The organism is Hirschia baltica ATCC 49814 (assembly GCF_000023785.1).
Taxonomy (GTDB): Bacteria; Pseudomonadota; Alphaproteobacteria; order Caulobacterales; family Hyphomonadaceae; genus Hirschia; species Hirschia baltica.
Genome location: NC_012982.1, coordinates 666094 through 687996 on the forward strand (window position 1 = coordinate 666094; position 21903 = coordinate 687996).

At 46.0% G+C, this 21903-nt stretch carries 19 protein-coding genes; 9 read left to right on the forward strand and 10 right to left on the reverse strand.

Annotation, left to right across the window (positions count from 1 at the left end):
- The 3 genes from HBAL_RS03165 to HBAL_RS03175 all read left to right on the forward strand — a co-directional run bounded on the left by HBAL_RS03165 (window position 1) and on the right by HBAL_RS03175 (window position 6001).
- The gene (locus HBAL_RS03165) at window positions 1-3105 is read left to right on the forward strand and encodes an efflux RND transporter permease subunit (RefSeq protein ID WP_015826483.1); all 3105 of its coding nucleotides are present in this window, start codon (window positions 1-3) and stop codon (window positions 3103-3105) included.
- On the forward strand, window positions 3102-4487 hold the full coding sequence (locus HBAL_RS03170) for an efflux transporter outer membrane subunit (RefSeq protein WP_015826484.1): 1386 nt from the start codon (window positions 3102-3104) through the stop codon (window positions 4485-4487). Before HBAL_RS03165 ends, HBAL_RS03170 begins: the two co-directional genes overlap by 4 nt.
- Window positions 4488-4609: 122 nt before the next feature.
- Window positions 4610-6001 (forward strand): M28 family metallopeptidase, encoded by a 1392-nt coding sequence (locus tag HBAL_RS03175; protein ID WP_015826485.1) that lies wholly within the window; start codon window positions 4610-4612, stop codon window positions 5999-6001.
- A 144-nt stretch (window positions 6002-6145) separates the two neighbouring features.
- On the opposite strand, the gene ald is transcribed toward HBAL_RS03175, so the two are convergent.
- The 3 genes from ald to HBAL_RS03190 all read right to left on the reverse strand — a co-directional run bounded on the left by ald (window position 6146) and on the right by HBAL_RS03190 (window position 9133).
- Complete coding sequence (gene ald, locus HBAL_RS03180; protein WP_015826486.1) at window positions 6146-7261, reverse strand: alanine dehydrogenase; 1116 nt, start codon at window positions 7259-7261, stop codon at window positions 6146-6148.
- 265 nt (window positions 7262-7526) lie between these two features.
- The gene (locus tag HBAL_RS03185) at window positions 7527-8183 is read right to left on the reverse strand and encodes a TorF family putative porin (protein ID WP_015826487.1); all 657 of its coding nucleotides are present in this window, start codon (window positions 8181-8183) and stop codon (window positions 7527-7529) included.
- Between the two features lie 311 nt (window positions 8184-8494).
- Entirely contained in the window at window positions 8495-9133 is a 639-nt protein-coding gene (locus tag HBAL_RS03190; RefSeq protein ID WP_015826488.1) for a nitroreductase family protein, read from the reverse strand.
- A gap of 155 nt (window positions 9134-9288) precedes the next feature.
- On the opposite strand from HBAL_RS03190, the gene HBAL_RS03195 reads away from it, so the two are divergent.
- The 3 genes from HBAL_RS03195 (at window position 9289) to HBAL_RS03205 (ending at window position 11183) form a co-directional block, all read left to right on the forward strand.
- Entirely contained in the window at window positions 9289-9930 is a 642-nt protein-coding gene (locus tag HBAL_RS03195; protein ID WP_015826489.1) for an NUDIX domain-containing protein, read from the forward strand.
- Window positions 9931-9980: 50 nt separating this feature from the next.
- Window positions 9981-10820 (forward strand): serine O-acetyltransferase, encoded by an 840-nt coding sequence (cysE, locus tag HBAL_RS03200; RefSeq protein ID WP_015826490.1) that lies wholly within the window; start codon window positions 9981-9983, stop codon window positions 10818-10820.
- Window positions 10821-10979: 159 nt separating this feature from the next.
- Window positions 10980-11183 carry a DUF3126 family protein gene (locus HBAL_RS03205; protein WP_015826491.1) on the forward strand — a complete coding sequence of 68 codons (204 nt, stop codon included), beginning with the start codon at window positions 10980-10982 and terminating at the stop codon, window positions 11181-11183.
- Window positions 11184-11266: 83 nt separating this feature from the next.
- Here the strand turns inward: HBAL_RS03205 and HBAL_RS03210 are convergent, their stop codons facing one another.
- Window positions 11267-14203 carry a M16 family metallopeptidase gene (locus tag HBAL_RS03210; protein WP_015826492.1) on the reverse strand — a complete coding sequence of 979 codons (2937 nt, stop codon included), beginning with the start codon at window positions 14201-14203 and terminating at the stop codon, window positions 11267-11269.
- A 322-nt stretch (window positions 14204-14525) separates the two neighbouring features.
- Window positions 14526-15356, reverse strand: a complete 831-nt coding sequence (locus tag HBAL_RS03215) for a PhoH family protein (RefSeq protein ID WP_015826493.1) — start codon at window positions 15354-15356, stop codon at window positions 14526-14528.
- An 11-nt stretch (window positions 15357-15367) separates the two neighbouring features.
- Between HBAL_RS03215 and HBAL_RS03220 the strand changes: the two genes are divergently transcribed.
- Both HBAL_RS03220 and HBAL_RS03225 read left to right on the forward strand, forming a co-directional pair.
- A complete protein-coding gene (locus tag HBAL_RS03220; protein WP_015826494.1) occupies window positions 15368-15652 on the forward strand; it encodes a hypothetical protein in 285 nt (94 codons plus the stop codon).
- Window positions 15653-15736: 84 nt separating this feature from the next.
- Entirely contained in the window at window positions 15737-16264 is a 528-nt protein-coding gene (locus HBAL_RS03225) for a gamma carbonic anhydrase family protein (RefSeq protein ID WP_015826495.1), read from the forward strand.
- 44 nt (window positions 16265-16308) lie between these two features.
- Here HBAL_RS03225 and HBAL_RS03230 read toward each other — a convergent pair whose 3' ends face one another.
- From HBAL_RS03230 to HBAL_RS03245, 4 genes are all read right to left on the reverse strand, one after another.
- Window positions 16309-17250: a homoserine O-succinyltransferase gene (locus HBAL_RS03230; protein WP_015826496.1), complete on the reverse strand. Its 942-nt coding sequence runs from the start codon at window positions 17248-17250 to the stop codon at window positions 16309-16311.
- 136 nt (window positions 17251-17386) lie between these two features.
- Complete coding sequence (locus HBAL_RS03235) at window positions 17387-17959, reverse strand: hypothetical protein (protein WP_015826497.1); 573 nt, start codon at window positions 17957-17959, stop codon at window positions 17387-17389.
- Between the two features lie 43 nt (window positions 17960-18002).
- The gene (locus HBAL_RS03240; protein WP_015826498.1) at window positions 18003-18584 is read right to left on the reverse strand and encodes a PilZ domain-containing protein; all 582 of its coding nucleotides are present in this window, start codon (window positions 18582-18584) and stop codon (window positions 18003-18005) included.
- A 190-nt stretch (window positions 18585-18774) separates the two neighbouring features.
- A complete protein-coding gene (locus HBAL_RS03245) occupies window positions 18775-19359 on the reverse strand; it encodes a PAS domain-containing protein (RefSeq protein WP_324603387.1) in 585 nt (194 codons plus the stop codon).
- 153 nt (window positions 19360-19512) lie between these two features.
- On the opposite strand from HBAL_RS03245, the gene HBAL_RS03250 reads away from it, so the two are divergent.
- A complete protein-coding gene (locus tag HBAL_RS03250) occupies window positions 19513-20397 on the forward strand; it encodes a hypothetical protein (RefSeq protein WP_015826500.1) in 885 nt (294 codons plus the stop codon).
- A 210-nt stretch (window positions 20398-20607) separates the two neighbouring features.
- Here the strand turns inward: HBAL_RS03250 and hfaD are convergent, their stop codons facing one another.
- The gene (hfaD, locus tag HBAL_RS03255; protein ID WP_015826501.1) at window positions 20608-21855 is read right to left on the reverse strand and encodes a holdfast anchor protein HfaD; all 1248 of its coding nucleotides are present in this window, start codon (window positions 21853-21855) and stop codon (window positions 20608-20610) included.
- Window positions 21856-21903: the final 48 nt, after the last annotated feature.

Consider the following 21903-nt stretch of genomic DNA (forward strand, 5'->3'; position numbering starts at 1 on the left):
ATGAACAGCGCAGTCCTATCGATTAAAAATCCACTTATATGCTCCATTTTCATGCTCATTGCTTTAATCGGTGGATGGTTGGCATTTGAAAATATGGCGCGTTTTGAAGATCCTGAATTTACCATCAGGGTTGCTAAAGTGATCACGCAATATCCTGGGGCTAGTCCTCAGGAAGTGTTGGATGAAGTCACTGAGCCGCTTGAATCTGCTTTGCAGCAATTGGCAGAAGTGGAGACTGTTGAATCGCGCTCGTCTGCTGGATTGTCAGATATTTCTGTTGAAATTCGTTTTAAGGATTCAACCAGCAAAGAAGAGTTGAAACTAATTTGGACCAAGGTTCGGAACAAGATTTCGGATGCTCAAAATAGCCTGCCACCGGGCGCGCAACCTACGCAAGTTAATGATGATTTTGGTGATGTTTATGGTGTCTATTACCTTCTGACGGGAGAAGGGTATACGCCTGCAGAATTGGTCTCTTATGCCAAGACATTGCGTAAAGAATTGCTACGGGTAGACGGCGTAGCGAAAGTTGCCGTCACAGGCGAGCAAGAAGAAGTTATATATGTTGAGGTTTCGCGTGCACGAGCGGCGGCCTTGGGTGTTTCTTTGAATGCTGTTTACGCAACGCTTTCGCAGCAGAATACGGTGTCTTCTTCGGGAGATATAGTCTTGGGGTCGGAACGGGTGGTTCTGCGCCTGAGTGGAGAAATCAATTCTGTTGAAGCCATTGAGAATGTCATCGTCAATAATAGCGGCAATGGCTCAATTACCAATTTAGGGGCAGTGGCGAATGTTGTGCGGGGATATAAAGAACCGACCGGTTTATATATTCGGCATGACGGGCAGCCCGCTTTAGCGATTGGTATTTCAAATGTTTCTGGGGCGAATGTTGTTAAGCTCGGGCAAGCCATTGATGCGCGCCTTGCGGAAATAGAAAATCTGCGCCCCGTTGGGATGGAGCTTCATGAGTTTTATCACCAAGGCAAAGTGGTCGATGAGGCGATTGTCAATTTTGCATGGAATGTGGTGGCAGCGCTGGTCATTGTGTTCATGACGCTTCTAATTTTTATGGGATATCGTTCGGGCCTTGTCATGGGAATGACGGTGTTGATCACTATGGCGGCAACACTGCTGATTATGTGGATTGCGGGCATTCCAATGCACCGCATTTCACTGGGCGCTTTGGTGATTTCGCTGGGTATGCTGGTCGATAATGGTGTGGTGATCACAGATGGAATACTGGTCGGCATCCATGAAGGGCGCAAAAAACTAGATATCGCCAAAGACGTTGCACAAAAGAATATGAAACCGCTTTTAGGCGGGACATTGGTAGGAATTATCGCCTTTGCGCCAATTGGATTTTCTCCCGGTGAAGTTGGCGAATATACGGGCGATCTTTTCTGGGTGGTTATGATTGCGTTGGGATTGAGTTGGGTTTTTGCCTTCACCTTCACCCCCTTGCTTTGTTACTGGATGTTCCCTGAAGGGCAGCCTAAAGCAGCGCAAGATTCTCAGAATGAAGAAGAGCATGGTTTTTATAAAATTTATAAGAAGCTGATCAATGCGGTTCTGCAGGCAAAACGGCTAGTTATAATAGTTACGATTGGTGTTTTTTGTCTATCGGTTTGGGGCTTTCAGTTCGTTAAAGATGGCTTTTTTCCTTCGTCAACATCGCCGCAGATCGTTGTGGATTATTATTTACCCGAAGGCACAGATATTGAGCGAACCAACCAAGATATGAAGCGGATGGAAGATTTTGTGCGCGGCTTGGAAGGCGTGGAGCAAGTTCAGACAATCGTTGGCGGAGGCACGCTGCGCTATATGTTGGTCTATCAGCCAGCTGAAGCAAATGGGTCTGTGGGGCAGCTGTTAATTCAAACTTCAAAATACGAATTAAATGACGGATTGATCGCGCAAATTCAAAATTTTGCAGTTCAGAATTTTCCCGATGGTCAGACAAAAGCATGGAAATTCCTGCTTGGTCCGGGAGGCGGCTCTAAAATTGAAGCTCAGTTTACGGGTCCCGAAGCGAGTGTTTTGAGGCGTCTTGCCAATGAGGCCAAAGAAATTATGGCAAATGATCCTGACGCAATCATGGTGAAAGATGATTGGCGACGTCAATTACCGATTATTGAGCCAATCTATTCGCAAACAAAGGGTGAGCGCGCAGGTATTACCCGTTTGGATATCACACAGGCATTAGAGGAGAATTTCTCTGGTCGTGAACGCGGCATTCTTCGTGAAGGCGATGATTTGATAAAGATTATTTCGCGCGCGCCAGAAGCTGAACGCATTGGGCCTTGGAGCATCGCATCCCTGCAAGTGTTGGGGGCGAACTCTCAGCAATCCGTGCCATTGGCACAGGTGCTCGAAAATATGAGGCTCACATGGAGAGACGCAAATTTGCTGAGGATTGATCGCGCACTTACAATTACAGCACAGACCGATCCAGGTCTTGGTGTATTGACTGCGGATTTGTTTGAAAGATTGCGGCCGCAGATTGAAGCAATCGAATTGCCTGAAGGGTATCATCTAGAGTGGAAAGGTGAATATGGGGATTCTTCGGATGCTCAAGGAAAGCTAGCCAGCACATTGCCGCTAGGATTGCTGGCAATGGTGTTGGTCGTGGTCTTTTTGTTCAATTCAGTGCGCCAACCTCTGATTATCTGGTTTGCTGTACCTTTGGCGATAGTGGGCGTTGTTGTCGGTCTTGTTATCACCCAGACTCCGCTTGAGTTTATGGGTATTCTTGGCTTGCTCTCATTATCGGGATTATTGATACAGAACTCATTGGTTCTTGTTGATAGCATTGACAACAATATTGCGGACGGAATGCCTCGATATGAGGCTTTGTTAAATTCGTCGGCAAGTCGTTTGCGGCCTGTGACGATGGGGGCATTTACGACCGTTTTGGGTGTGCTACCGCTTTATTTTGATGCTTTTTTTAGGTCCATGACTGTTGTTCTGGTATTTGGTTTAACTTTCGCAACGTTGATTACATTGTTGGTAACGCCATCGTTATATGCGTTGATGTTTGGAATTCACAAAAATGAAGTTAGTAAGCCTATAGAAACTTCATTGCCTGAACAGGATGCGACAGCATGAAACATCACGCACTATCTGCACCGCTAATGCTTGTGCTCTCGACTTTGACTTTGAGCGGTTGTGCGTCAATGACATCGGCAGAAGACGTGAGCATGGCGACTCGTACAAGTATACCCCAATTAGATGATAGCTGGGCGGGTGTTGCTGCGCGTGTGGGTGAAGTGGAGATGGGGTGGCTTGAAAAGCTCAATGATCCAACTTTAACCGCGCTTGTTGATGAGGCAATTGCAAACAATAAGAATTTAGAAGCGGCAGCTGCAGGTGTCGAAAGATCTTGGGCTTTGGCTGGACAAGCCGGTGCTGGTTTATCTCCAATGGTCAATATTGGTGCGAGCGGTGGCGGTGGCGGTGCTCTGGATGGTGCATCGGTGGCAGCTTTAGGAACAGAATTGACTGCGGCTTGGGAAGTTGATCTTTGGGGACGAATTCAAGCAGGCGTGAACGCGGCCACTCTCGGGGCGCAAGCAACCCAAGCTGATTACACTTATTCTCAATATTCTTTAGCAGCAGCTGTGGCGCAGGCTTATTTTTTGACGATCGAAGCTGGGCTGCAAGCTGATGTGACTGCAAAATCGCTTAAAGCTTTGACTGAGACGACACGAATTGTAGATGTACAATATGAAGCGGGGCTAGCGTCTTCTCAAGATTTGGCCCTCGCGAAATCAGATTTAGCAAGCACGCAGGCATCTTTGATTGCGGCGCAAGGTGCGCAACGAAGCGCGATGAGAGCGCTTGAAGTGGTTTTGGGGCGCTATCCTGCTGCTGATTTGGATATAATTAAAGGGCTGCCGTCAGTGCCTGAATTGCCGCCTGCTGGAACGCCATCTGATTTGCTGGAGCGGCGCCCAGATATCATCGCAGCAGAACGAAATGTTGCGGCGAGTTTTGAGAGCTTGCATATGGCGAAAGTTGCTAATCTTCCATCCATTAGTTTGATAGGAAGTGTGGATGGAGCATCTTCTGATTTGGCTGACATTTTAAATCCTGCCAATGTCGCTTGGCAGGCTGTGACAAGTATCGCTGCACCGTTGATTGACGGTGGCCGAAATGAAGCTGAAATTCTTCAGGCTAGTGCTGAACAAAAACAAGCAATAGCTGTGTATGGGCAAACTGCGCTAGATGCGTTTAGCGAAGTGGAAGAAGCGCTTGATCAGAACGTTGTGTTGAAGCAAAGAGTGGCGGCGCTTAGAGAGTCTGCTGATAAAGCTGAAGAAGCGCTTCGCATTGCCAATCTTCGCTATAATGAAGGCGAAACATCTTTGATTGATGTGCTAACCATTCAGCAACGCGTTTTCCAAGCCGATGCTAATCTGGTCAATGTGCAACAATTACGTTTGTCGCAATGGGTGAAGTTGAATTTGGCACTGGGTGGAAGCTGGTAGTTTTCTCGTAATTCTGCATGTTTTGGTTTTGAATGGGCTAGTTTAGGCAATATTTTGTTGCTGCAGGCTTTATTCATTAAAAATTCTCTGCAAGTTTGGTTTCTGTAATTAGGGAGACATTCATGCGGATATTACCAGTTCTTTTAATGGGAGTTCTGCTGCCAAGTCACGTGTTTGCAGCGCCAGAAAATAATCAAGAGAAAAGCGTTGTGCCTGCGGCTGAATATGTCGCGACACATGATATGGTGGCTACAACATCTGCTGAGCGTATTGAGCATGATATTCGCAAACTTGCCGGTTTTGGGACGCGTCACACTCTATCAGATACAAAGAGCGAAACGCGCGGTATTGGCGCAGCGCGGCGCTGGATAGAAGAAGAGTTCAAGACAATTTCCAAAGGATGTAAACAAGAGCTGGAAGTTGTGACTGTATCAGACATTGTGCGTCCTGATTTTCGAATCCCAGAAGATACCGAAATCGTGAATGTTGTTGCGATTCAGCGCGGCGTAACTGACCCTGATCGTGTGGTCATAATGTCTGGAGATATTGATAGCCGCATATCTGACGTGATGAATTTTACGGATGATAGTCCGGGCGCTAATGATAATGCTTCGGGAATGGCAGGGACGATGGAAGCAGCCCGCGTGATGTGTCAGCATGAGTTTGCTGGAACTGTCGTTTATGCAGGACTTTCAGGGGAAGAGCAGGGATTATTTGGCGGCAAGATATTGGCTGAATATGCCATCGAAAATGGCTGGAAAGTCAAAGCGATTTTGAACAATGACATGATCGGCAATATTGAAGGTGTCGACGGCGTTATCGATAATTCCACGGCGCGGGTTTTTTCTGAAGGCACATTAGTCGATGAGACTGCTGAGGAAGCCAGATACCGACGCTTTAGAGGCGGCGAAGTGGATTCTGCCTCCCGGAATTTGGCGCGTTATGTCGATAAAATGGCTGATCTTTTCATTCCGAATTTGGATGTGATGATGATTTATCGCCTCGACCGGTTTGGTCGCGGGGGACATCACCGTCCGTTCAATGATTTCAGAATTCCTGGTGTGCGGATAATGGAAACACACGAAAACTATAACCGCCAACATCAGGATTTACGCGTTGAAGACGGCATTGAATATGGGGATGTGGTTGAGGGCGTAGATTTTGATTATGCAGCGAAATTGACCAGTCTGAATATTGCAACCCTTGCGAATTTGGCGGCTGCACCGCCTTTCCCAAGCAATGTTAAGGTGGAAGGCGCAGTTCAGCCAGATACGACATTAAGTTGGGATCAAGCAATTGGTGATGAAGCTGCGAATTTGGCAGGGTATAAAGTGTATTGGCGGTTAACGGATCAATCTCAATGGCAATGGTCCAAATTTGTCGGCAATGTGGATAATTATACTTTAAAAGGTGTTGTGATTGATAATTATCTGTTTGGTGTGGCGTCTGTTTCAAAAGATGGTGCTGAAAGTGCTGTTGTGTTTCCAGGCTATTCAGGGAGTTTTGGTGAATAATTACCTTGAATTTTAAGGTTTTTTTTCTTCGATAGAGATATAAAAAAGGCGATAGGTCGGTAGTGACCTATCGCCTTTTTCTTTGTTGAACATCGAAATCACAGAAGGGCATTTCTATTCGACGTTTCGGGGGGAAAGTGTTTCTTAGTTGAGCCAGTCTGGCTTCTTGTATGGAAGGTTTAGGTCGTTTGCGACTGTTTCATATGTAATGAAATTGTCTGCTACATTGAGCCCTTCTGCTAAGTGAGTGTCGTCATTTAGGGCTTGTTTTGTGCCTTTATTGGCGAGTGCGAGTGTGAATGGTAACGTCATATTGTTGAGTGCGTATGTAGATGTGCGTGGCACTGCACCGGGCATGTTGGCAACACAATAATGCAATATGCCATCTTCAACAAAAATCGGGTTTTGGTGTGTTGTTGGGCGAGATGTTTCAAAACATCCGCCTTGGTCTATCGCGATATCTATCAAGACAGCACCGGGCTTCATGGTTTTTAGCATTGCTTTGGTCACCAGCTTAGGTGCGGACGCGCCCGGAATTAGAACAGCGCCGATGACGACATCAGCTTCTGCCACTGCTTTTTCTATATATGACGGCAGTGAGTATGCTGTTTTGAGGGCACCAGCGAATTGAACATCTAATTCTGCAAGGCGCGGCATATAACGATCAAAAACAGTTACGTCGGCCCGCATTCCAATGGCCATTTCAGCTGCGTGAGTCCCTGATACACCGCCGCCGAGAATAATGACTTTGGCAGGACGTACGCCGGGTACGCCGCCCATAAGTGTGCCGCGTCCACCATGTTCGCTGCGCTGAAGTGCGGTTGCGGCAGCTTGTGTTGCCATCCGGCCAGCCACTTGTGACATTGGCATAAGGAGAGGGAGGCGGCCTTGTTTGTCTGTAACGGTTTCATAGGCGATGCATGTTGCGCCAGATTTCATCAAAGCTTCCGCTTGGGGTTTGTCAGCAGCAAGGTGCAGATATGTGAAGAGTGTTTGGTGGGGTTTTAGACGCGCACATTCGACGGCTTGAGGCTCTTTAACCTTGACGATTAGTTCAGCCTGTTCAAACACAGCTTCTGCGGTTGGGATAATGCGAGCACCGACAGCTAAATAGTCATCATCTGAGGCTTCAATACCGACACCAGCATTGGTTTCGACAATCACGTCATGACCGTGTCGAACCAGTTCAGCAGCCGCTTCGGGTGTTAAACCAACGCGATATTCTTCGACTTTGATTTCTTTTGGAACGCCGACGATCATATTGTTCTCCCATTGATGAGTTTCCCCGCAATATATACTAATAAAAGCTGATATTCCAACTATTTGTTTTGCTTGTTGGTATTAATGGGCAAGAATTTACTAATTATTTAGTGTTGAGGGGCTGATTTGACTAGAATAATAGGGATTGATGAGCCAAATGACGTGAATAGAAGGGCATTTTTGATACAAAAAAAGACGCTGCCGCAATTGGCAACGTCTTTCTTGTTTCCCCCCGAAGAAATGCTCTTCGGTTCAGTCAGTCCCCTTAGAGAGAACGACCGATTGTGAATACGATGTTGTCTTCGGCACCATCTGCATCGTTGTCATACCAACGAAGGTCTAGGTCGAAGCCAGAAACAGAGTATGTTCCACCGATGTTGTAGTTTGTGTACTCGTCAAAACCGTCAAGGTATGAACCAACACCAACGCTAGCACCAAATGAGTCAGAGAATGCAACACCTAGGTCAGCATTCGCATAGAGTGTTTCATTGTCTGGGTCGTATGAAAGCATACCTGAAATATCAGCTACACCCATGCTTTTTGATAGACCTGCATATACTTCGTAGAAGTCTAGGTCGCCATCGTCACTGTCTGGGTATGCGTAGTAGATTGCTCCAACATCAAAACCAAAACCTTCACCGAATTCGCCGCCGTAACCAGCATAGAAGTCAACTTCAAGGTTTGAATCAGTGTCGTCTAGGAAATCAATAGTAGATGCCCATGTACCTGCGTAGAAACCAGCATCAGTTGCTAGGTCAAACCCACCTTGAAGAGCAAGATCTTGGTTTGACTGAGACACACCGCGCCAGTGATAGTCTGTTGTCAAAGCAACGTTACCAGAAAGTTCTACTTCAGCTGTGGCTGTAGCTGTAGTGGCGATGGCAGCAAGAGCGATAACGCTGGCTGAAAAAAGGTTGCGCATGATCGGACTATCCCTTCAGATATGCGGTCTTTGTGTATAGCAAAGACATTCGAAATTATTTGCCTTGAACATGATATGCTCAAGGTACGAACGGGGTAACTACGCGAAAGGCGTTGTTGATCTGACACAAACAACAACGCAGGCTTTGCGCCATCACAGAGAGTTTAAGACAGAGAAAATATGCTGCTTTGCTCAGTTTTGAGGCGTCAAAATGACTGCTATGCTCGCATTTTGTACGCATTTCAGGATGATTACGCCTCAAATTGCGTTATAGATCAAAAGTTAATACACGAGGATTCTATCCACATTGATTAATTAACTGTCCAATAAGTGATTTTTGATTCTAAATCAGGTCTTGGACGCTCTGGCGGCTGCTGTATTGCCGTACCGAGATATATATAGCCTGCGATTTTTTCATCTGCCGACATGTTCAAGACTTTGTTGAAGGCTTCTGAAAATGCGCACCATTCTGTTAACCAAGCTCCAGCCCAGTCAGCAGCATTTGCTGCCAATAGCAGGTTCATGCATAGGGCACCGGCTGATAATTCCTGTTCCCAAACCGGCGTTTTATGATTCACGTCCGGACTGGAGATGACGGCGACGCAAATAGGTGTTCTTAGAAATCGCTCTTTTTCCATTGTCAGGTCGGCGTCACTGATATCAGGACATTCATCTTGCTTTATGCGCGCTAGCTCTTCTCCCAATTGCACACGGGCATCGCCCTCAATGATAATAAAGCGCCAAGGTTCAAGTTTGCGGTGGTCGGGTACGCGAGATGCAATTTTGAGGAGTGCTTTGACGTCCTGAAGAGATGGGCCGGGACTAGACAGGCATTTTATAGGTGTCGAACGACGCTGTGCTAAAAAAGATAATGCGTCTTCGCTAGGTATAGTCGCTGGCAGCTTTTCATTTGGGGTGGGGGTGTCGGGGATAGAAACGGGCTTGGACATAAAGAAATCCTAAAATAAAAATCACAACCGTCCTTAGTATTGGACAAGCGCATAGTGTCTTTATAGGTAGTACATAACAGCGCTAGAACAAGCCTATAGATTATGTGTGCTGTGACGATCAATCTGCGTTTTCTTTGTCTACAAAAAGCAATTTTATGTCTTCTAAATTATCAAAATTGACCAAACGACCATTCAATCCGAGTTCAGATGCGGGATGGCGGATTAATTCTTCACAGACAAAATATGACACGCCTTGGATACGTGTTGCTGAATATGAAGCGGTCGCACCGACTGGTGTTCCTGCAACATATGGTGTGGTTGTGTTCAAGAATTTGGCGGTAGGGGTTTTGCCTTTGGATGCTGACGGAATGACGTATCTGGTTGGCCAATACCGATTTTCAGTGGGGCAATATTCTTGGGAGCTTCCAGAAGGGGGATGTCCGGTAGATGAAGACCCCATTCTTTCAGCTAAGCGAGAATTGTCTGAAGAAGTACAATTGAAAGCGAATAATTGGTTGCCTTTGTTCTCTAATGTCCATTTGTCTAATTCTGTCAGTGATGAAAGAGCGTTTGCCTATATTGCATGGGGGCTGTCAAAGTGTAACGAACATGCCGCAGATGATGTTGAGCAATTGAAAATATGGAAGATGCCAGTCGGACAAGCCGTTCAAATGGTTGTGAATGGTGAAATTTCTGATGCTTTCTCCCTTGCGATCTTGCTCAAGGCTGATCATCTATGGAGAGCAGGCAAACTTCCGGTGGAAGTCGCTAAAGCATTTGAAGCAGGCCAAGTATAGGCTAAGGAATCCCTACAACACTTATGTGTTGGTATCTTAAGGAGAGAGAGATGGCCAAAGTGGCGGGCAATAGCGTGGGATTAAATTCCAGCGTGTCTCTTAAAGGCAAAGAAGTACCTGTTTGGCAGAGATTGCGGTATGAAGCTGAAGAAGCTGCGCGCCGTGAACCAGCCTTGGCCGGTTTTTTTAATGCTGCTGTTTTGAGTCATGAAAGCTTGGCGCAGGCATTGTGCTATCAATTAGCACAAAAAGCGGGTGGCCCAGATATGAATGCGCTTCAGATCCGCGAAGTGTGTAAGCAGGCTTTTATTGAAGATAAGAGTATTTTGAGGTGCGTTGAGCGCGACTTGCAGGCTGTTAGTGATCGTGATCCGGCTTGTCGAACACTCTTGCAGCCATTTTTGTTTTTCAAAGGCTTTCTTGGTCTGCAAACGCATCGTGTAGCGCATTGGCTTTGGCATCAAGACCGTGATGTATTGGCGTTTTTCATGCAGTCCCGCACGAGTGAATTATATGGCGTAGATATTCACCCAGCGGCTAAAATGGGCTGTGGGATCATGATGGACCATGCTACTGGTGTTGTGATTGGTGAGACGGCTGTGGTTGGGGATGATTGTTCCTTTATGCACGGCGTTAATCTGGGCGGAACCGGCAAAGAATTTACAGACCGTCACCCTAAAGTGGGTAAAGGTGTGTTGATCGGTGCGGATGCCAAGATATTGGGAAATATCAAAATTGGTGACTATGCGCGCATTGGGGCTTCATCTGTTGTGTTGGAAGATGTGCAGTGCGGATGTACCGTTGCGGGTGTGCCGGCGAAGGTTATCGCATGCATTGATTGTGATGAACCTGCCAAAGCGATGGATCATTTGATTGCGCCTAAGGAATAGGGCTATCAAGGCTTGGTATTTCGAAGAAGTTTGTGAATATCTGTCAAAACGTCAGAAACATGCCTTGTTGAACTAGGCATGAGGGGCTTGGCGCATTAGGGTGCGGCCCTGTTTTCGTGTGGTTGAGAGCTGCACACCATTTTTAAAAGGGAGAAGGACATGAGTCCGGAAGAATCCAAAAAAGTAGAAGCGTATCTTCAAAAAACGCTGAACCCGGCGATCAATCTAAAAGCGCGTCCTAAAACTCCTGATTCAGTTGAAGCCTATCTTGGTGATGAGTTTATCGCGGTTATTTATAAAGACGAAGATGAAGGCGAGATTGCTTATCAGTTGAACATGACAATCTTGCCGGAAGACGTTTAAACGTCTGATTTAAACGGCTTGTAGATAAAAAGGCGGCTCCATATCGGGCCGCCTTTTTTCGTGTGACTTAATGATGATATCAACTAATCGAGTTTTGGGCGCTGTGGCGCTGGGATTGGCAAACCATCATAATCAAGCTCGACAATGGGGTATCCAAGCGCTTTGAGATCATCTTCGATGACGGCTTTGTCGCCTACAACCACCATGATCATATCATCAAGATTTAGGTGTTTCTTCGCCAATGCATCGACTTCTTCTTTGGTCAGGTTTTGCAAGATTTCGCTTTGCTCATCTGTGAAGCCTTCAGGAAGATCATAAGTGACGATCTGCGAGAGGAAGCCGAGCTTGTCGAATGGTGTTTCGTAATCTAGCGCATCGCTTTGCCCGATGGCTGATTTTGTAAACGCCAATTCTTCTTCTGTGATGCCGTTTTCATAATAGCCTGTAATTTCATTGACGAATTGCACGATGGAATCTGCTGTCGCATCTGTGCGAACGCCTGCAGATGCCGTGAACAGTCCTTTGACGTCGCTGCCGCTGAAGCGAGAGCGAGCACCATATGTATACCCCTTGTCTTCGCGCAGGTTTATATTGATCCGGCTGTTAAATGCGCCACCCAATGGATAATTCATAATGCCAGATTTGAAATATTCTCCTGTGGCATCATATTTTAGCGCGCGCTTACCTATGCGGATTTCAGATTGCGCCGCGCCTTCTTTATCAATGAGATAGAGTGTGCCTGCTTCCAATGTGGGATAGTTGAAGGAAGGCGGCGTGATATTATTGTCGCCTGTCCAATCAGAAAGTGCGCCCAAAGTGGATGTTAATTCGTCTTGGGATAGGTCGCTAACAGCGATGATAGACGCTGCGCCGGCTGTGTAATGATCAGCGTAGAAATTTTTGGCATCTTCCAACGTAATTGCAGAGACTGTTTCTTTCGTCCCCAGACTTGGGTGAGCTGATGGTGTGTCTTGTCCGTATGTGAGCAATGTGAAAATGCCGCTGGCGATGGCGGATGCCTGCGTTTTGCGTTGCTCAATGCCTTGAAGCGTTTGCTCTTTGATGCGTTTGAAGTCTGCCTCATCAAATTTAGGATGTAGCAATCGCTCTTTTACAATTGCCATTGTCTCATCGATATTTTCTGTGAGCGAGTGCACAGTGATTGTTGTAAAGCGTGCTCCAGAAGAAATGCCGATGCTGGAGCCTAGCTTTGCCAAGCGATTGGATAATTCCTCATTGGTCGACATTTCGGTTGCTTCACTCAACATGTTGGCTGTCAGTGAGGCGATACCTAAATTGTCGAGCGTTTGTTGGCGCTCACCTGCTTCAATACGGATTTGAAGCGCTGTCGTTGGTGTTTCTGTGTTGATGGCACCAAGTATGTCTACGCCATTTTCCAGATTGGAAGTCCACATGTCTGGAAGTTTTACAGTTGGGTTGAAATCAGCTGCAGCAGGTTTGATAGATCTGTCAAAATCATCGGTGGCGTAGCGCACTTCCAATTCTTCGGTGTTGTCTTCTTCGGGGATGGTGCGCTCATACATTGTCCATGTATCAGGGGCAGCAATCGCATCTGGCTGTCCTTCTGGGACGATGGACATGACAACAGCGGGTTTGTCTTTGATGTATTGATTGTAAACGCGCATTACATCTTCTTTTGTAACATTGGAATAACGTTCAATATCTTTGGATGTGTAATTGGGGCTGCCTGTGAAGGTTTCGTAGAAGGCAAGTTGAGAGACCTTACCTGAAACGCTTTCTAGTCCGTATATCATACCAGATACGATGCCGGCTTTGACGCGTTCAAGGTCATCATCTTCCACGCCGCGTGTTTCAAATTCTTTGATCGAATCGCGCAGAATTTTATCCATGTCTGAGAGGGATTTGCCCGACGCTGGGTTAGGCAGAGCCAATAGTGTGAAATTACACATAAGTTCTGCACACCCATGGCCAGCACTCGCTTGTACGGCTAGGCCTTCTTTGACGAGGTTTTTATAAAGAAGGGATGTGCGGCCTTCACCCATAATTGACATTAAAACATCCAATGGTGCTTCGTCAGGGTGGCGTGCATATACTGTAGGGATGGACATATAGATAAGCGGCAGAGCCACTTTATCTTCCATAGAAATATAACGATCAGCATCGAGTGTGACGGGTATATATTCTGGAGCTTTGACTTCTGGGCCACGTGGAATAGACCCAAAATATTTAGCGATCCATTCGAGGGTTTGTGTTTTGTCTATATCGCCGCCGATTGTTAGCGTGGCATTATTTGGCCCATACCAGCGGGAAAAGAATTTCTTCAAATCGTTTAGATTGGCGCGGTTTAGGTCTTCGATGTATCCGATTGTCGACCATGAATAAGGGTGGCCTTCTGGATATAGAGCTTCACCAACACGTTCTCTTAGTAGGCCGTAGGGGCGGTTGTCGTAATTTTGGCCGCGTTCGTTTTTGACAGTTTCACGTTGGTTTTCAAATTTTTCTTCTGTCACAGCATCGAGAAAGAAACCCATGCGGTCGGCTTCTAACCAAAGGATTTTTTCCAATTGGTTGGACGGGATAGTCTCATAATAATTTGTGCGGTCTGAATTGGTTGATCCATTCAGCGTACCACCTGCTTCAGAGATGGTTTTGAAATGCTCTTCATCGGCGACATTGTTGGAGCCTTGAAACATCATGTGTTCAAAGAAGTGAGCAAACCCTGATTTACCTGCTTCTTCGCGACCAGATCCGACATGGTATGTGATGTCTGTATGGATAAGCGGGTCTGATTTGTCTTCATGGAGGACAATTGTCAGGCCATTGGGCATGAGATATTTTGTGTAGGGAATGCCGATTTCACCTTCGGCGGGCGTGAAAGATTCAACCAGTTCAATGCCGCCAGGAAGTGGCGAGGCAATTTCTTCAACCACTGAAGAGGGTGTTTCATTGGTTGCGGGAATATTACCCGTTGTGTTGATGAATGCACATGAAGACACACTCATCATGAGTGCTGCGATTAGCGTTGAACGTATTGCCATTGGTTGAACCTTAAATACTTCGGCGGCCGGATTTTCAGGAAATCCAGCGCGGTATGGTTAAATTCTTATTGTTTAACGGGTAAAATGGGTTGCTGGCAAAAGCAAGGCGAGAAGCTGACAGACATATCGAATCTCAGTGATTTGTGGGTGTTGAGAAGTTTTAAAAACTTATCCACGGCTATCGCAGGTCAGCTATATTCGCAGCATCAGAGCGGGGATGATATGGCATTCAGCTCAGATGATGTTTGACATTGTTAAATTATAATTGGCAAACCTTTCTTACCGGCGCTTCAAATAGAAACGCCGGTAAGGGAAAAAAGGTTTAAAGTGCAGTTAGCATCTGAGCGACAAGAGGGTGGCGAACGACATCTTCTTTCGCTAATCGGATCACGGATATATCATCCATATTTTCCAGTTTTTCAGCTGCGGGACCAAGCCCTGAAAGTTCTGGTAAAAGGTCTGATTGAGCAGGATCGCCAGTAACGACCATTGATGAATTCCAACCAAGACGCGTCAGCAGCATTTTGATTTGCATATATGTACAGTTTTGGGCTTCATCGATTACCACAAAAGCGTTGTTGAGTGTGCGTCCGCGCATGAAAGCAACGGGGGCAATTTCAATGAGGCCTTCTGCCATCATGGATTTGAGTGACTTTGCCGGAAGACGATCGGAAAGTGCATCATATAATGGGCGAAGATAGGGGGCGAGTTTATCTTCCATATCGCCGGGAAGGAAACCGATATTTTCACCCGCATCAACAGCAGGGCGACATAAGACGATGCGTCCAACGCGGCCTGCTTTTAAGGCGTCAACGGCTTTTGCGATGGCAAGATAAGTTTTACCTGTTCCTGCGGGACCGAGTGCCATTACCAGATTGTCTCGGTCAATGGCTTCCATGAATTTGGCTTGGCCTTCAGAACGCGGTGTTATGTTTTTTACAAAGCGTTGTTCGCGTGTTGCGTGGGTGTGGCCCGTTGGTTCTTCATTATTATTGTGATGACGCGAGGTCTTTTTTCGGTGTTTGGGTTGCTCGTTTGCTGGATCCCATTTTCGCTCCAATAGATCTATATCTGGGCTGTGTCCTGCATCCTCGAAATATTCATTTGCGTCAAACTCTGCGCGCAAACGGCGTACATTGGATCGCTTAGCCATGATGTTCTCCTTTGGAATTGGCAAAATTAGATAATGCCGGACAGAAAAAAGCCGTAGGGCCAAATGGCGCTACGGCTGGGGTAGAAACTTTGAATTTTGAAGAGAGCCGTCCATTTGGCGCTGTTGCAGCAAAAAGCGGCGGAGGCAGGAATTCCCCGGATGTAGAAATTCTACCGGGTGGTGGTCTTCGACAGGGAGGCGACAATAAGCGCACTCAACAGTCCTCCGTTTCGATCTATCTTAGTGATGAAGGTCAAAGACAATCAAATCACTATTTCGAATCACACTACAATTAATCTACATAAACATTACCATGTTGATAATGACATTGGTGTGTCTGTTGTGGTTGTGAAGTGTTAAGGAATTGGGAGCCTATAAAAGTGGCAATATATAAACTGGATGCTAAAACACCTATCACTGAAGATGGCGTATGGGTGGCAGATACAGCGCAAGTCATTGGCGATGTGCATTTGAAAGCAAATTCAAATGTGTGGTTCAATGCGGTAATCAGAGGTGATGTGGAATCAATCGTTATTGGCGAAAATTCAAATATTCAGGATGGCTCAGTTTTGCATGCTGATGCTGGGTCGCCGCTCAACATTGGGAAAAATGTAACGGTTGGGCATATGGTGATGCTGCATGGGTGTGACATTGGCGAAAATTCGCTGATTGGCATAGGGGCAACCATCCTAAACAATGCGCGGATAGGTAAAAACTGTATCATCGGCGCACACGCTTTAATCCCCGAGGGGAAAGTTATACCCGATAATTCGCTTGTGATGGGAGCGCCGGGGAAAGTGGTAAAAGAGGTGACACCTGAAATGGTACAGGGGCTGAAAGCATCTGCGGCGCATTATGTTGAAAATTCGCAGCGGTTTGCCAAAGGTTTAGTGAAGATATGTGACTAATCGAATGCGACGCATATTTGCGTATCATTCGATTGGGTCAGCGTTTAAGGTTGAATGCGTAAATCCGTAGATGATTGACCAATTTGAGATTGATCAAATGGGGTCGTCAAATAAATCTCACTTATCCAGTTGCCATATAAAAGATGGGCGTGAGAACGCCACCGATTTTGTGGAGTTTGGGTTGGATCATTATTCGGGTAATAATCAAAGGGTAGATTGACCGGAACACCACTGGCTTTGTCTCGATCATATTCTTCTTTTAGAGTGCCGCTATCATATTCAAAATGATTGAAAATATATAATGCGCGATGCTTTTTGTCTTCGATTAAACATGGTCCAGTTTCATCACTTCCTAGCAATGTGACAAGATTGGCCGCGTCGACTTCGTCCTGTCTGACTTCAGTCCAGCGGCTGACAGGAATGACACATTCATCGGTAAACCCGCGCAAATATTGTGATGCTTGCTGAAGGTTTTTTTGTGCATAGCAGCCAAAATATTTTTCTGACAGTAGATGCTTTTTGACGTTGTGGAAATAATTGATCATCGCCATGCCGCCCCAGCATACGCCAAAAGTGGAGTGCACATTGGTCTGCGTCCATTCAAAAACTTGCTTTAGCTCGTCCCAATAGGTCACATCTTCAAAATCAATCTGTTCGACAGGCGCACCAGTGATGATCAGACCATCAAATTTTTCATCTCGGACTTCCTGAAAAGAACGATAAAATTCTGCCATATGCTCTGCAGCAGTGTTTTTGGTTTTATGTTCTGTCATGCGGATAAGGTGTAGGTCTATCTGCAATGGCGTGGCACCGATAAGCCGCGCAAACTGGTTTTCTGTTTGAATCTTTTTAGGCATAAGATTCAACAACCCAATTTTCAGGGGACGAATGTCCTGCTTGTGCGCTGTATCCAGCCCGAGCACCATAACGCCTTCATCATTAAGGACGGAAAAAGCTGGGAGTGAACGGGGCAGGGTTATGGGCATTAGACTGGTCCATAGGAGATTTTTATTGTGACAGGAGCTTGATTTGGGCCGAAAAGATATCGGTTTCAACCATGTCAGCGATTTATTTAGCGCTTGTGAATGAGCGCTGGTTCACAGTCTGATAGGATTAAAGTGCTTAATCGTCCAGATCTGAATCCCAAACGCTTCGAACAGCAATGTCTGGCTCTACACCAAGGTTGAACCAAGCGAGGCGTCCTTTAGTTGCGTTGACGATGACAAATTGTTCGTCTTTGCCCATAACGGCGGAAAGTTTGTTGCGCAGCTGGGGCAGGGTGATGTTTGATCGTAAGACCCACATGTCATTGCCTGCGCGCGCAAATTTACCTGCTGCATTCAAGACTTGTTCGAAGTGGTGTAAATTTGTGAGAATTCTTCCGCTGATGAAGTAATTACAAACTGTTGGTGCTTGGTCTTCATCTTTGTTTTCTGAGGCAATGCGTGCAGTGTTTTCTGTATTGCCTGAGAAATTCCAGCGAATATTGGGATGTTCATCGGCCCGAAAGAACACATCATCTTCTCCGCAAGCAAGAAGTGTATGCGCGTTGACGCGGCCTTCTCGGAGAAAATCAATTAGTCTAGCTCTGGGATAGGGGCCATATATTGTGCCATCAACCTGAACACGCCATTGAACACGTTTGATTTGGTCACCATTATTGACGTCTTTTTGTTGGTTGGTGGCATTATACATTATGAGATTCTATCCATAAAAGTCTGTTTGTGGTCGTCAGTTGTTATTTGAGAAACTCGACGGCAAATCCGTTTTCGACATATCGAGCGCAGCGGCCAGCTTTACGGCCTATTTGAACGCGAGAGCCGATTTCTGGTCGTGGACCTGATGTGCGAAGAGCAACTCCAAGCAATGAAATATCGATGACATTACATTGTGCGACAATGCCGCTTTCATAGGTTGCTATAAGTTGGCCTGACGATGTGCGGCGACGTGATAAGCGGTCATCTTCTAGGCCAAGGCTTCGTTGATTAACGATCCAAGTGAGTTGATCCACGAATTTGTCTAGTTTTTGCGGAACAAACTTAACGCTGACTGCGAAACCTTCTTCGGTTTTTCGGGCTGCTGTACCGGCTAATCGTCCAAGTTGATCAACATAAATGATGATTTGATCACCGAGATTGCAGGGCTCGTCAGTTCTAAGAGAGACGCCTCCACCGCAGAGATCAACTGTTTTGGCATTGAACTCATGTCCATCTTTCCAGAGACAACGCGCGGTCGTTTCATGGATAACACGCCGGAATCTACGGCGATCTTTTGCGCCAATATTCCGAACTAAAAGTCGTTTTGTAGATAGGTCAGACATTCAATTTCCAACATGGTCGGGTTCATTCACCTGATATCATATTGTATTGAAGGTTCATAAAGTGTTGCCAGAACCTAAATTTTATTCCTGAAAATCTCTTTCAATTAGAATTGGCTTTTCAAGCTGAGGTAGAAGATAAAAAATGGGACTTGTATAAACAAGCCCCATTTTAAATGAATCATATCGGAAACTACTGCACGATGCGTAATGACGGCCCTGTGTCTTTGGGTTTCGGCGGATATAGGCTTGATATAAAATGCCGATAGATTGGACGACCTTTGAGAGCGGCTTCGTCAGATAATGTCTGATAGAGACACAAAAGGCGCGGACGTTCTTTATTGCCTGTATCTAAGGGCGAAAAAGAGATTTCAATTTCGATACTTTTACCATCCAGCGTTTGAGCTGTTGCTCGGATAAGTGATGGACTGGCGCATTCAATCGCTGTTTCCACAGCCGTTTTGACAACCATTTTGTCCGTGGCATTCCACAATGATAAGAAATTGTGTTCAACAAGTTCGCGTCCGAACAATTCTTGGATGCCAGCACCTACCATGCGAAGAGAGTAATCTTCGACATCTGTGCGCTGGACTATGAACAGGCGGCCAACGACGTCTGGATAATCATGGGCCATTGGACCCTCGATTAAATGACTGTCCCCCCGCGACAATCTTTTCCAGGCTTCGATGATCGCTCGCGTATTCGGATGTGCTTTTAGCTCTATCATCAACTTTATTCTCTTTAAACTAGTAGGCAATTGCCTGTTTGAGAACGACATCGCAAAGAGTGGGCCAGTTTTTGTAACGGAATATTTGCTATTTTCGGGTCAATATTGGTCACCTTCAACTGATTGGAGAAATGCAATGCACCTGACGGATGAAATCGGGCGTATAAATTGCATGTAAGGGTTGAAGATACGAGGAGTTGCATAATGACCGTTTCAACAAGACACATTCCTTTGCGGGCTGCATTGGCCATTGGTGCTATTGGCGGATTATTGGTTGGCGGGAATGCGCTTGCTCAGTCAGGCAATGCACCAATTGTCAGGACGGCACCTGCGGCCGGCTCGAATGCGAATTGTTGTGATCTTCCCGAAAGCCAAATTGTGAAAGTTCCGGGCGTTGTTGCGCCTGGAGCGAGCGTCGTGATTGGTGCGGGCAATGCAGGTCGCGGATATTCCACTTATATTGAGGGTGGTCATAGCCAACAATCAAGCATCTATTATTTCAATCAAGGACATGGTGCGACTGTCGCTCCATATGAGTCCAGCGTGTTGAATAATCTAAAAGTTGAAGGTGGTTTGCTGACCGTTACAGAAGAAATTGCTGTGACTGAAGAATATTGTGCGCCAGCTGAAGTTAGTATTCAGGCGCAACCGGTTCAAGCGGTGTGTATTGATGATAAGGGTGCACCACACCCTGCGTCTCAAGTTTTTGGAGAAGAGGCTATTTCTCCTACTTATACAGGCGAAGTTTTCCGCTGTATGGCCGGAACATCCATGCAGGTAACTGTAGGTTCTTTTGCCAATAGTGATGCAATGTTCGATGGTGGACGTACTTTTTCTTGTAAAAAGGGTGAAGCTTTAACACATTCTGTTGGTGGGCAATTGAGTTGTGCGCCAGCTGCTGCGCAACGTAATTGTAATGAGCGGTCTTTGCTTCGTCGCTATGGACCAGGCGTGAAAACACTTCAGGCAAAATCACCATCATGTATTCCAAGCCACCGTACTGTTATGAAAGAAGTGGTGGTTGAAAAGCCGATTTCTAGTTCAGGTCGGATTGTGCTGGATGGTGGCGTTGGTCAAAACGTTTATTAATTCAACAAAGCAGACAAACAGTTAGAAGAATTTAGAAATCCGGCAATTTGCGTACATCGCTTGCCGGATTTTTTGTGTGTTTACGCGTTTTGAAACTGTAGTGTTGGTTTTGTCTCAATAAAAAATCCCCAGCTCTGATAAAGGAGAGGGGATTTGAGGTTTGAAACCTAGTTTAGATCTAAGTTTCTATATGTATATTGAGAACTTGGTCTAATGGCTTCCTGCAACACTGTTTGTTGAATAATTGGCAGAGTTACCGATCGCTACTGCCGAGCCATAAACATTGCCATTGTTACTTGTCCATGTCTGCCCTGATGCAATGATATTGCCGGAATTAGTTTGTGTGAGAGCACCGCCAGGAACAGCGCTTTGACATGTTGCACATACATAGCCGGTATAAGCGTTACCGATCGCGGTTGAGGAATTTGTCAGGTTTCCTGCGCCGCCATTACCACCTTCAAAATCAGACAGAGAGATAACATCTCCCGAATTGTTTTGTGAGTAATAGGCATTTAAGTCTGAACCGATATTGGTTTGCAAGGCGGAGTTTCCCACCCCATATGCGGAAATAGCTGCATCGCCGCTCCAATCATTTAAAACCACTTCTGTGGTTGAGGTGATTGTCGACGAGTTGTTTTGGCTGCCATCGAGTTGGGAATAACCCCATGAATTGTCCATCACAATGTTGTTTCCCATGGCTTGGGAATTGGCATTAACATTGTTGCCTGCAGCTTGTGTTAAGTTCGTTTCGGCAGTCACTGTGTCGCCGGTTGAAGTTTGGCGTATATTGCCAAACACGTTTGAATAAACGGAAGAAGATTGATAGCTATTGCTAACAGCAAGTGTGTTCGCATTTGTGTCTTCAACTGAGCAACATACGGTCGCATCCACACTTGCGTCGACATCTGCTTGAGAGGTTTGGTTCGCGTTTGCGCGCAATGTTGGAGAATCACCTTCGGCAACAAGACGGCCATCAAAACCGATATCCTGAATATTAGCTGCAGATGTAGCGCTTGTATTCAATGTGGTAGCTGAAATATCGTTGACACTGGCTGAAGATGAAATACGATTTGCGCCAACGGTCTGGTTCATGCTGTCTGCTTGGAATTGACTACCTGTTGTGGAGTTACCATAAGACGTGGCCTCTGCCGAAGCTGTTCCAAGAGTGTTTAAGCTTTCTAGCGTTGCAGAAGCAGTTGAATCTCCAGACATTGTTTGTGTTGATTCAACATGTCCGTTGACGGCACCATCTCCCATGCCCGAGGCTACGTTGCCCAAAGCCAATGCGGTGGAGCTAACATTGTTACCATCTTCCTCAACATTCATATCTGCAAATACGTCAGCAAAATTAATTTGATTGTTTAGAATGCCGGGATCTGATTGTGCCAAAGCTGATCCAGACAGGCTCACCAAAAGGGCGCTTAGTGCGACACTTGCTGCAAGGTTTGTTCTTTTCATGTCTGAGACCTTTTAGATAGGCATTTGATAAAGCGCTTCGCCCTGAAG